Below are 13,535 nucleotides of genomic sequence, written 5' to 3'. Positions count from 1 at the left end.
GTTTACTGTTCCTTTACACTAACCTTTAATGTAGCTGTAACCTGTGGATGGAGCTTAACAGGAATCTCGTACGTTCCAAATGCCTTGATAGGTTCTGGCATCTGAAGTTTCTTTTTATCAATGTCAAATCCAAACTGTGCCTTAGCGGCTGTTACGATCTCTTTTGAGGAAACAGATCCAAATACTCTTCCGCCCTCGCCAGCCTTCATGGTGAGCTGAACAGTCTCTTTTTCAATCTTCTCGCCGTAGGCCTTGGCCTCGTCAAGCTGCTGCTTGGCTACGATCGAATCTCTCTTCTGCTGGTTCTTGAGCTCGTTTAAGTTCTTCTGTGTTGCCTCTACTCCAAGCTTCTTGGGAAGGATCATGTTCCTTGCATAGCCATCTGAAACCTTGACTATGTCGCCCTTCTTACCAAGGCTCTTAACGTCTTCTAATAAAATAACCTGCATTTATAGTTCTCCTTCATCTATCATCTGATCTAATGTTCTCTTAAGTGTAGCGATGGCCTCTTCTGTTGTGACGCCATCCATCTGACAGCCGGCGCTGCTCATATGTCCGCCGCCGCCAAGCTTCTCCATGATGACCTGAACGTTGACTTCATCTATGGATCTTGCACTGACGTAGATCTGGTTCTGATAATCAGTGCATACGAAGCTGGCCCTTACGCCCTTGATGTTAAGAAGCTCGTTGGCTGCCTGAGCGCCTACGATGGTCGGGCTCTGGATCTCTTCGTTTGACAATATGGATATCGCAAACTTGCTGCGGTAGATCTCTGCCTGGCTGACTGTATCGGCCTTGGCCTTATACTCACCTGCATCCTCTCTAAAGAGCTTGCGGACACGGGTTACATCTGCGCCGTTCCTCCTAAGGAAAGCAGCAGCTTCAAAGGTTCTGACACCGGTCTTGTTCATGAAGTTGTTGGTGTCTACCATGATTCCTGAATAAAGGCTGTCCGCCTCTTCGTTGTGGATCTTGACGTTCTCTCCGATGTACTGCAGGATCTCTGAAACCATCTCGCAGGCTGAAGAAGCGTAAGGCTCTACATATGAAAGTGTTGCGTTTTCTACAACCTCTGTACCCTGTCTGTGATGGTCAAGGACCACAATGGTCTTACAGAACCTAAGAAGCTCAGGACACTCTGTAATACTTGGCTTGTTAACGTCTACAACTACAAGAACTGTATTATTGCCAGCAATGTCGATGGCCTGCTGGTTGGTGATGATCATGTCATCCTCGTACTCAGGGTTATTCTTGAACAGGTCAACCAGTGGCTGCATGGAAGTTGTCACGTCGTTTAATACGATGTGGCACTTTCTGTCCAGGGTCTTGGCGATCCTGTAGATACCAACTGATGAACCAAAGCTGTCAACGTCGCCAATTCTGTGACCCATAACGATGACGTTGTCTTTTCCGGAAATGATCTCTCGAAGAGCGTGGGCCTTAACTCTGGCCTTAACTCTGGTACTCTTTTCAATCTGCTGGCTCTTACCTCCGTAGTAGGAGATGTTGTCAGCGCTCTTAACTACCGCCTGATCACCGCCTCGTCCAAGAGCTACGTCGATAGCGTTTCTGGCAAACTCATAGTTCTGAGCATAGGACAGACCATTAAGTCCGATACCGATACTGAGGGTAACCGCCATCTCATTACCGATGTTGACGGTCTTAACATCCTCTAAGATGTCAAACTTCTGCTCCTTGAGCAGCTCGCATGACTTCTTGGGCATTACTACAAAGTACTTGTCCTTCTCGATTTTCTTGGAAATACCGTTGCAGGACGCAATGTACTTGTTGACCTTACGGTCTATAAGAGCGGTCAAAAGAGATCTTCTAACCTCTTCTACGCTATCCAGAGCCTCTTCGTAGTTGTCCAGGTAGATAAGACCTGCTGCAAGAGACTGGTTGTCTACTTCCTGGATAGCCAGCTTAAGAGCTGTCTCATCAAAGAGATACACGGCAATAAGGCTGCCTTCGTAGCTCTCTGCGTCGATAATGTCGCTGTTTGTCGCCATCTCTTTTAACGAGATGCGCTTCATCTTGATGGTGTAATTGCTGTTCTCGTACTCCAGCTCGTAGGAAACTTCCTCAGCTCCCTGTGGGAACTTGTCCATGGTGATTGATGGGAACAGTGAGAAAATGGTCTTCCTAAAGCCCTTGTCCTGGTGAACAACCTTCTCAAAGGCGATGTTGGTCCAAACCACCTTGCCGGAATCGTCAAGAACTGCGTGAGGGAGCTCCAATTCTCTAAGGAGCTTCTTCTGGATCTGACCATACTCCGTGGCAAAACTCACAAGCTCATTCATAATGATGGGCTTGGAATAGAAATTCATATACAGGATTGCAATGAAATAAAGGCCTGTAAAGGCAAGAAGGATCAGCCCTGCGGTGAAATTAACGGTAAAAACAGCTGCATTTACCAGCAAAAGCAGGATCCCAAGATATGTAAAAACCCTAAAGTAGGACCGAAGCCTACCCTTTAATCTGACTCTGTTCTTATTTGCCATTGTCTTGTCCTCTTCCCCAACATTTTGGACATTGAATGAAAAAAATACCTTTTTATAGTATAGCACAAAAATACAGAAAAGCGCAGCAACTTAAGTGCTGCGCCGGAAGTGACTCTTTATCAGATTGTGATGGAATCCTGCATAAGATCGGCAGGTTTTACGTTTGGATTGTGGTAGTGCTCACGCTTGTCGGAAATGGCTCCGATGGAGATAGCACTTTCAGGGCAAAACTGCAGGCAGCTAAGGCACTGTGTGCAGTTGGTACCGATCTTTGCTTTGCCGTTTTCTATGGTAATGTTGCCTCTAGGACAGAGATTTGCGCACTGACCGCAGGCTACGCATTTGTCGCTAACAGCAAATGCCTCTGCTTTCTTAAGGGCCATCTTTGAAAATCCCATGTTCTCAATGGCGTTGAATACGTTAAATGAAGGTCTTCCGGATAAAACCTTGTCTGCGAGGATATCCTCCACGATCTTTGATGACAGGTCCTCACTTCTTGCTTCCGCTTCGCCCACAGTAAGTCTTGGCATCATCATTGTATGTGGGAATAGCCAGATGCAGCTGCAGTGGTGAGTTATCACACTCCAGTACTTAAGAGGGATGATCTTGTGAAGCTTGGCAAGACCTGTTCCTTTGTATGCTGAGCAGGAAGTGACGCCAAAGGTATAGGTCCCTGGCTTTATTCTGATGGCTTTTGCACAGTCAAAGACATCCTCAGGAGCTCCGCCGCCGTAGCATGGGAACACAAAGCCAACGCGCTGTGCATCTGTAATGTCAGGAATCTTCATGTCTTTTTTGATTCTGATAAGCTCGGCTCCGCCAAGACCCTTGGCGATATTCCGTGCAATAGAAAGGCAGTTACCAGTGCCTGAAAAGAAGAAAATCACATTTTTACCCATAAGAAAACCTCCAGAAATATGCTAAAAATAGTTTAGCATTTCCTGGAGGCATTTGCCATCTTGTATCAGGTTGCAACAGCTTTATCTTTTTTCACACAGAGCTCCAAAGCGCCGGTGATAAACAGTATCGGAATAATGAGTCCACATCCAAAGCACACCACGTCGTCCATCATGGCGATGGTCTGAAGTCCAAAGGCCACAAACTGAAGGATGAGGATAATGATCCCGGCGTAAACCAGGTACTTTGCATGGCCTTTGTTATTGATATTGTGTAGGGCATATGCTCCGACAGTGAGCTGCAAGGAGTTAGCCAGAATCTGAACAATAGCTATAGCGATGATCAGGGCTCCGAAAGTAATGTGCCCGATGATGAATTCATCCATGCCATCCAGCATCTCGCCGTATATGGCATCCAGAAGCATTATCAGTCCGCCCACCGCCATCATAATACTGCTGGCCTTTAGTAAACTTATCTTGTTCATGCTCATCTTTTTCATTTCTATCACCTCTACCCTTCACAACGACGCTACTTTTACTCCGTCTTGTATATTGATACGAACGAGATGCTCCTGTGGCATAATTACTTTTTACCAACAAAAAGAGGCGGCTGGCCATGTAGGCCAGTCGCCCCTTCTAATTATTTCATTTTAGGAAAAAGAACTTTCGGATTGATTCAGGCTATCTGGATCAGCCTTCCTCTTCCTCCTCTTTCTTCTTGCCTGTGATCATTACAGTTACTGCAAGTGCAGCTGCAACAACCAGTGCGAATACTCTTCCCATGCTGTATGGATCGTCAGTTCCAGCTCTTCTTGCTCCAAGAACTGCTGGGCCATCCTCAATTCCTCTCTGTGCTCCAAGAACTGCTCCTGGTGCAAGAGCTACAGGTGCATCAGGGATAGTTGTATCGCCACCTGTTGGTGTGTCATCGTCAGGTGCAGCAGTGATTGTGAATGTACCATTTACATACTCAACATTGAAGTTACCCTGTACAGGTTCACCCTCAGGAATGATCTCGTATGTTGTCACAGCCTCACCAGCCTTACGACTAACTGTATACTCAATTGTATCCTGTGCCTCTGCAAGGAGCTCTGCATAATTGTCATATGCTTCGTATTCCTCTGGAAGGCTTACAACAGCTGTAAACTTTGCAGGATCAGCTGTGTTCTGAACCTTGCTTGCATTTTCTGCAGTAACATAAGCTGTTGCATGTGTGATTGTGAAGCTAGCTGGCTCACCTGCTACCAGTTTGAACTGGTCAGAAACGTCCTTTCCAGCTCCATCTACAACCGTAAGATTTGTAGGATCATTAAGTGAATCTTCGTCCATTGTAAGAACATATTCTCCTACGTTCTTAGCTTCACGATCTGCGACTACCTGAACATCAGCAGTTGCATTAAATACTCTGCCATCTTTGTCGTATGATCCATTTCTCTCAACAGCACCGGCTGAAATTGAAAGGAGATCAAGCACTGCATTGCCGATAGCTCTAAATCCGTTAGTAACAAAATCTACTGCATTATCGATGAAGTTATCATCAGATTCATTGTCGTTAGTCACTACATCTGGCTCTGCATCCTGGATGTCTTCAAACTCAAGTCTGTAATCAAACTCGTCCTGAATCTTTCCATTGTATACGCTGTCATCCTTGTTAAGAGGATAAGCCACGATTCTAAGCTTTTCTTCTTCACTTCTTGCAAGGATCTGAAGGGTTCCAATTTCAGGCTCACCTTCTACATAGTCAGTTTCTGCTGCAGTATCCCATGTGATAGTGTAGTCATCATTATCGACTACTCCATCATCAACGTAAGTAACAGTCTTTGAAGTAGTTACTGTAGCTGTCTCTTCACCAACAAGTCCTTTTACTCGTCCAGGTGCTGACAGAGGAATTCCGTCATACTTCTTGGTAGCTGAGTCAGTCTGAACAGTAATAGTCTTAGGAGTTATGTAGAGTTCGCCCTTATCAGTTGTTACACCTGTGAAGAAATCTGTTACATCATCGTTGCCTTTTTTGATAACAAAAGATTTGATCTCATTATCAACTTTGCCTTCTGCAACGTGTGTTACTTCACCTTCAACTGTTGCTACAACTGTGAACATTCCTTCACCATCGCTGTTAGGGAATGCCTTTAAGCTCTCTTCTGTAATACCATTAGCTGTAAGCTTGTGTCCATCGTATGTCTTATGATCTGAAAGAGCCTTAAGAACGATGTTCTTTGTGTTAGGCTTTACGGTAAGTGTTCCAATCTTACCCTTGCCGCCTTCCTTGGTTCCATCATCTACGATGTAGTTGCTCTCCTTTGCAACACCACCCTTATTGAATGTAAGTGTATAAGTATTGTTGTGATTATGAGGCTTGTCAGAATTTACATCAGTCACATTACCTGTAACTGTAAATGTAACGCCTTCTTTCTCATTTCCAACGAATCCTGTTATATCACCTTCACCCTTAAGAGGTAAGCCATCATACTCTTTCTCTGCATCTTCTGTCTTAACGATAAGAGTAGCAGGATTAACAACAATCTTCTGTCCTTCAACGATCTCAATAGCGTTCTGAGCCTTGAGCGCCTCTGTTACATCTGTTCCACTAGCATTAACTACCTTCAGACTTCCAAGCTTAGCATCAACTGGATTATTGCCTGTAGCGTTAACAGCATATGACTTATCTGAAACGCTGGCAGTTACAGTAAATGTTGCAGTGTCAGACTTAACTTCTACGTCTTTAATTGACTTTCCAGAAGTATTGCCTACAGTTACTGTAGCCCAGTGTTCCTCACCATTGTAGACCTCTTCTGTGCCATTACCATTTACAGAAACAACGATCTTGGCATCACTATTACCAACAGTAAGGGTTCCTTTAGTAGCATTAACATTATAGTTACTGTTCTTTACATTACCCCAAACAATTTCGTAAGTGTTATTTTCTGCATGTGGAGTATCAGTGTTAACCTCAGTCTGAGCTCCGGTGATTACAAATTTCACCTTTTCGCCATTTACAAGTGTAATCTCCTTCTCGAACTTGCCGTCCTTGAAGTCAGCTGCAACTGTAAGTGTGCTATCTACTGTCTCTTTGTCATTCTTAGCTGTAATAGTAGCACCTGCTCTAAGAGCCTCACCATTATATGGTCTTGTTGCATCCTCCGTCTGGATATTCAGCTCTGCTGGAGTGATAGTAAGTGTTCCATAAGCATATCCGATACCATCAAACCAATCCTTGAGGTTTGTCTGATGTGCAGTATCTGACTTGAGGTAGATTGCAACTGTTGAAGGATCAACAACGTTGTATACATTGTCTTCAACATTGATCTTATGCGCCTCAACATAGCTTGTCATGCTTGATGATGGTTTAGCAGACGCAACAAAATCAAATCTAGCTAAGAATTTTTTCAACTCATCCTCTGACATACTCTGTGAAGTAGCTGATGCTACAACAAGCTTATTGCCAGATGTAAGTTCTGTACCATCATACTGTTTCTCAGCATCTGGTGCTGTGAATGTAACAGCTATAGTGTTATTTGTAATTGTAAGTGTTCCAAGAAGGTTAGTATCAGCAACTACTGTATAGTTATCTTCCTTAGTACCTTCAGCCCATACGATGTCGCTTGCGTTATATGTGTTATTGTGCTCTTCTCCGCCGACATCTCTGATTGTAAAGCTTGCATTTACTGAAGCTGATTCATTCTTAACAAATCCAATATTGTTGTCAGCATCAGTAATAAATTCAGCATTTTCCCACTTATGATACTCACCATCGAATGGCCAGGAATGGCTTCCTGTCTTAACCTTCAGAGTTCTAGGTGTAATTGTGATGCTTGAACTGAGCTCAATATCCTCATAGTTGTCATTGTGAACAATGATCTTAACATCGTCTATTGATCCATTTTCACCCGTAACATCTGTAGCTGTAGGCTTGACGGAAGAATCTGTAACATTGCGATAGCTAAACTTATAGGAGTCAACCTTATCTCCAGTAGTGATTCCACCTGAAATGGTAAATGTATGAGGATCTCCGTCATATACCTTTGTTTCTGGTGTAACTGTAGGATAAGTATTATCAGGTCTGGTAGCAGGAATAATTGTAAGGAATCCATCAACAGGTGTAGCAAACTCAACATTTGAATAGTTTATAGATTCATATGTGAAGTGCTTAGCTGTAAGACCCATATAATATGTGCCAGCGTTTGTTCCCTTAGCTATAGCCTGCTTTCCAGATGCAAGTGAAACTATAATGCTCTTTTTCTGTTCATCTGTCAGTTCTGCACCAGTAGAGTCTTTTATAGTATATGAATAACCCTCTACTCTCTTCTCAGAACCTGTGTAAGGCTGATTCTCAAGCTTGTTACCAGTAACATATACTGTTACCTTTCCAGTATTCTTGATGATCACCAACTTACCATGTACAGGAGTTACTGTGACATCAAAGTTCTCGTCGTTGTTAGTAAAGTTGTCAGCAGTAAATGTCATCTCATATGTTCCAGCGTTTGTTCCCTTAGCTGTAACCTCTGGATCATCCTGCTTAAGTTTATTCATGTAACTATCAGAGTAAATCTTTAAGCCGTCATTATTAGCAGTCTCATCAATAGAGATATCATAGCCATTTACTGACTGCTCAGAACCTGTGTACTGCTGATTCAACAAATTCCTACCAGTTACAGTAACAGCAACTTTTCTCTTTGTAATGGTGAGCTTACCATCTGATAATACATTGAAAGTAACTGTGTAGTTCGTCTCATCTTTGCTCTTGAACTGGTTAGTAGAAAGACCCATTTCATAGGTAGCAACTGCAGTTCCGTTTGCTTTCTTATTACCTGTAAAAGTAAAGCTATCCTCGTTATAGAAATTCTTATCAACTTTCTTATTATCACCATCAAGGATTTCTACTGCATAGCCTTCTACAGACTGTTCCTTGCCAATATATACTTTTGATTCTGTATTACCAGTAATATTTACTTTAATTGTTGCAGGTGTGATTGTAAGAACACCATCAGTGATTACAAATCTTACCGTAAGGTTAGGATCTGTGTACTTGACTGCATTCTCGCCATCCAATCCCATCTTGTAACCGTCAGTATTAACAGTTGTTCCTTTTGCTACGCCGTCTACATTGACCTTAACATTGTTCTTTTTGAACAGCTTCTTAAGAGCATCAGGAGTGTTCTTATCAACTTCAATAGTGTATCCTGATATACTCTGTTCTTTTCCGTTGTATGTCTTAGTTTCAGAAGCACCAACAACGTTTACTACGATTTCATCTGTCTTTGAAATGGTAAGTTTTCCATCCACTACTACAAATGTAACTGCATAGTTAGTGTTGTTATTTGTGAACTGGCTGCTTGGATTTTCTGGAGTGAATGTTCCCTCAGTAAGTCCAAGAAGATAATCATCAGCACTGTAATTTGTTTCTGTTCTTGTAACTGTAGGACCAGTAAAGTCTGCAGAAACGTTCTCAGCAGGAAGCTTATAATCAACATTTCCAGTTCCTGTTGCAAATGCAGCATCATATCCGCTTATTGTGTGTGACTCTCCATCATACTTAACGCTGTCTGAATGACCTGTAATGTTAATTGTGATGGCCTTAGGTGTTACTGTAAGTGTACCCTTTGTAGCATAGCTCCAAGTGTAGTTAGAAGCCTTGGTGTTACTGTTAAAATCAATACCTGTGATCTCATTAGCAACTTCACCCTGAGAAACGTTTGTTACAGAACTTGCAGTTGTAAATCCAGCAATCTCTCCGCCTTCACCCTCTACAAAGCTTCCATCTGCAATTGATCCCTGTGGCCATGTGTGTGCCTGACCATCATAGGTCCATGACTTGCTCTCAGTAGTAACTTTGATCTCACGTTTAGTAATCTCCAGATATCCGTTTTCTCCATATGCGAAGGCAGGAGTAAATGTTGAGCTGTACTTATCTTTGATCTTGAACTGAACATCCAATGATTCTTTTTCGAATACATCTTTGCTCTTAAGTACCTTCTTAGTACCTGTAATATCAAGGAACTCTTCAGGATTGTTCTTGATCAGAGCGTTGTCAGAATCAATATGATAAGTAACAGTATGCTCTATTCCATCATATTGCTCTGAGTGATGATCATAAGTAACCCAAATATTAACTGCTATGTTACCAATTACTGTTGCAGTTCCTGCCACATAAGTAATCTTATAGAAGTCCTGCACTCCATTTCTCTCAATAACCGCATTCTTAGGAGTTACTGAAGTAGATCCAGCATAAATCAGCTCATCGCCTGTAAATTCAACTGATGATACTTTATCATCACCCTTCAGGCCTTCTACTGTAACAAGGTCTTCTACAGAATCATATTCATCGACAATATTATTTCCATTGAAATCTCTTATCTTGTCAGAAGCCTTGATTGTAATAAGCTTCTGCATGTATACATATCTTTCTGTTTCGCCTTCTGTAATAGTAACTTTTGAAGAAACGCTGTTTCCACCAAGAGTTGCTGTTACTCTATTCTTCACATAACCAGTAACATTAGCGTTTATTGTGTAGAGACTTCCCTTAGGAAGAATCATTGTTTCTGGCTCTGTTCCTACAATCTCATCGCCATCCATATCTACATAGTGAACAGTAAGACGTCCCATCTTATATGGATGATAATAGAATACTATAGTAGGATTAACATCCTCATATGTGAACTCATATGTGAGGACATCCTGCTCTGGATAGAAATCAGTGTTCTTTAAATTGTCAGGAAGAATAGATTTGTCTACCGCTGCTGCATTCTCAGTAACGCTAGCTGTACTTCCTTTCACACCTCTTCTGACAACTGTCTTGGCGACAGAAATAGGATCGGCATTTTCGCTCTCTTTGTAGAGATACTTTACTGTGTAGTCGATAGTTTCAGGTCTGTTCTTATAGTAGAAGATTATTGTATTCTCACCATAATCGAGAGTATGCTTCTTCTCCTGAACATCTGAATAATATCCAACTATATTCAGTGCCTTCTCAGTTATTACCATGCCCTGCTTAAAGTCAGGGTGAGTAACAACCTTTTCCTTTGAAAGTGCAACTTCTTCGTGCTCAGGGTCATCAAAGTATTGCAGGTACTTAACTGTATAGCTGATCTGATCTGGTTTCCACTTAGCATAAACCTTGATGCCAGTTTCTGTTATAGGTAAATGGAAATCAAATACATTTTCACAGCTTGCTTCAGCATACCATCCATCGAATGTGTATCCGGTATGAGTAACTGAGCATGTAATAGGTGAAGCTGTCTCTCCATGCTTAACAGTCTGTGTATCTATTGTCTTATGATCCTTAGGGTTAAATGGATCAACAAAAGTAACTATTCTGTCTGGGAAAGTATAGTTAGCGTAAAGAATCAAGCCTCCCTTAACAGTATACTTACCCCCCTCAGGAGTATATGCAGCTTGACGTGTAGCATCAGTCTTCCAGCCATCCCATACAGCATCTTTTATAGCCATGTTGGCTTTTGACTGATTTTCAAACTGCTGTAAATAGTTTGGATTGCCACCAAGGTTTGTTCCAGCCTTAACAGAAATAGGCTTTCCACCATTCATTGTGGTTCCGTCATAGTCAACAAAAGTAACCTGGTAGGTCTCCGCATCATAGTACATATTAAGAGTAAGGGCTTCGTATGAGGTTACATCTACCTTGTTATTCGTAGGGCTCCAATTTTCGAAGGCATAAGTAACATCAACGATCTCGTCATATGGATCACTCCAATATCCTTCCCAAAACCAAAATCCAGTCGAAACCCATTCGGAACCGTGGTGTACCTTGTTTTGAGCAGAAACACCGGCCTGTTTATAACCATCAATATTATAAAACTCGGAAGTATAGTACACGCCTAGGAATTTTGACTCTACTGAACTGTAAAGGCCGTATGTTTTTCCGTTCTTAGTTTCTTTGGTTTCTGAATCATATCCCTCAAGCCAATAACGAAGTGTTTGCTTCTTTGCACCACTTGCAAAATCATAATAAAACGCCTTGATGATACCTTTCTGTTTATCAACCTGGTTGTATCTAGAATCATGTGGTGAAGGCATAGTCTGAAATGACACTTTTTTATCAAGCTGATCATTAACACCTACAGACCAGCATCCGTTTGTATATGGCTTATTGAATGTTTCCTGGAATGCATCATATATATCAGCACCATACTTTGCTTCAATAGATACTTCTGGGTTCTTTTTGTTTCCGTTTTTGTCGTATCCGACAATCTTATATTTCTTTCTATCATATTTAACAGTTACAACAGTAGAACCATCGGCCTTAAGAATCTCTTTAGATGCTTCTTTGAAAGTGAAATTCTTATCATCAAAAGTCAAAGAATTTGCTGGGATGAGCTTCTTGTCGTTATTATCTTTAGGATCCCATGTTACTTCGGTGTCAATAGTACCCTCTTTTTTCTTAATACCGTCTGTTACTACTGAATAGCCGTCATCGTCAGCATTTTCAGCCATGAAGATAACTCTATATTCAGCCTTTCCAGCCTTCCACTTTGCAAAAAGAACGGTATTATTCTTAAGCTCGTAAAGGCCCTCTACCTTGTCTGAATATCTCTGAGCCTCAGGCTTTTCTTCGTCGTAATTCTCATACCAACCTTCAAATGTATGTCCATTATAAGTAGGCGTAATCTTAGAAAGATCTATTTTTGTTCCATAGAGCTCTGTCATGGAATTAACATAATCTCCACCACAGGTGTCAAACTGAAGGGTAAGATTTGAACGGGTATAGTAGATCTTAACTTCCTGTCCAGCTTCCTGCTTAAGCTCTAATGAATCAGCTTTCTCATAGATAAAGCCTTCAATATTCTTAACTTCAGGAGTAACTGTTGTGCCAGCTTTTCCAAACACAGATTCACGAAGTTCTGTCTGCTCTGTGTAGCCTTCTCCCTTAAGGTTCTTTAACATGTATACAACGTCATAAGTTACATCATGATCAACATAATGAACTATTCTGTCCTCGAGTATACCTACAGGAACAGATCCATCTCTTTCACTTACGTCAACAATCACTTCAAGATCAGCTTCTGTAATTTCAATTGAAGATTTCTCAGGATAATAAATAATTCCATTTCCTTCTTCAACACTTATGCTTGAAGGAGAAATAATACTCTTAGTCTTTCCATCCTTTAGCTCGCTCTTTTCAATCTCAACTGTCTGTTCGCCAATTGGATGCTCTTTACCGTCAAATTCATATACGTACTTTACGCATACTTCGAAGATCTTGATTTCCTCAAGATCTGCAACAAGCTTCATGTCTGATGTTACGGGTGTTCCCGCTGAAATAGACTCTCCGTCGTACTTCCATCCTCTAAAGAAATATCCTGATTTGAAAGGAGCCTCTGGGAATGAAAGGCCATCGTTCTTCTCATAGCCCTGTGTCTGGTATACACTCTCATTTCCCTCTTTATCCTTTATTACATATGTAACAGTAAAATCAGACTGCTCGAAGTTTGCAGTATAAACAGCGCCGTCAAAGATCTGATCTTTATCAGCACTAGGAGTAAATGTGGCACTTGTAGATACCACATTACCGTCTTCATCTGTCCAATTTACACATGTATATCCCTCGTCAGCTTCTGCTTCTGAGCCTGATGCTTCAAGGTCCTCGCCTTCAACAACCTTGATCTTTTCAGTTTCAGGCTTAACTGATCCGTTAGGTCCTGCTTTGTAAGTGATGGTGTAATACTCAGCATCATCCTCACCTTCCTCAGCGTTTTCCTCATTGTCAAGAAGCCCTTTTGTAAGGTCTAATCCCTCGCCTGGTACAGCGATTTTGCGCTCTGCTATTGGATCAATAGGATCCTCATCTAACTTAGGCTCCTCAGCCTTAGGCTCCTCAGCCTTAGGTTCCTCGACCTTTGGCTCCTCAACCTTTGGCTCCTCGACCTTTGGTTCTTCCACGTCTGGCTTTTCTTCAGAAAATGAGAGCTCAGAAATGCTAGGTTCAGATGAATCATCTGAATCTTCATCAATGGTGATCTCATTTGTCTCAGCATAAACCTTAGCACTTGCGAAATCACTGCCAAAAGTTGTAGTGATCAGCGCAATGCTGAGCAGAAATGCCAGAACCCTGTTCCATTTCCTAAACATAAAACTTTCCTCCTCAAAAAACCGTTTCCAGTTACTTAAATATATTGGCAAAGAC

5 protein-coding genes are annotated in these 13,535 nt (G+C 41.8%); all 5 read right to left on the bottom strand.

Going from position 1 to position 13,535, the window contains the following annotated elements; all coding sequences use genetic code 11:
• Positions 1 to 2: 2 nt before the first annotated feature.
• Positions 3 to 449 (bottom strand): 50S ribosomal protein L9, encoded by a 447-nt coding sequence (gene rplI, locus D6855_RS14875; RefSeq protein ID WP_120742502.1) that lies wholly within the window; start codon positions 447 to 449, stop codon positions 3 to 5.
• Positions 450 to 2,501, bottom strand: a complete 2,052-nt coding sequence (locus tag D6855_RS14870; RefSeq protein ID WP_120742500.1) for a DHH family phosphoesterase — start codon at positions 2,499 to 2,501, stop codon at positions 450 to 452.
• Between the two features lie 119 nt (positions 2,502 to 2,620).
• The gene (locus tag D6855_RS14865) at positions 2,621 to 3,400 is read right to left on the bottom strand and encodes an EFR1 family ferrodoxin (RefSeq protein WP_120742498.1); all 780 of its coding nucleotides are present in this window, start codon (positions 3,398 to 3,400) and stop codon (positions 2,621 to 2,623) included.
• Between the two features lie 65 nt (positions 3,401 to 3,465).
• Positions 3,466 to 3,897: a hypothetical protein gene (locus D6855_RS14860; protein WP_120742496.1), complete on the bottom strand. Its 432-nt coding sequence runs from the start codon at positions 3,895 to 3,897 to the stop codon at positions 3,466 to 3,468.
• A gap of 190 nt (positions 3,898 to 4,087) precedes the next feature.
• Positions 4,088 to 13,480 carry an InlB B-repeat-containing protein gene (locus D6855_RS14855; protein WP_120742494.1) on the bottom strand — a complete coding sequence of 3,131 codons (9,393 nt, stop codon included), beginning with the start codon at positions 13,478 to 13,480 and terminating at the stop codon, positions 4,088 to 4,090.
• Positions 13,481 to 13,535 lie beyond the last annotated feature (55 nt).

Origin of the sequence: Butyrivibrio sp. CB08, assembly GCF_003625485.1 — a bacterium.
Lineage (GTDB): Bacteria > Bacillota > Clostridia > Lachnospirales > Lachnospiraceae > Butyrivibrio.
The sequence above is the reverse complement of the archived record's forward strand: the minus strand, read 5'-3'. Positions and strand labels throughout refer to the sequence as shown.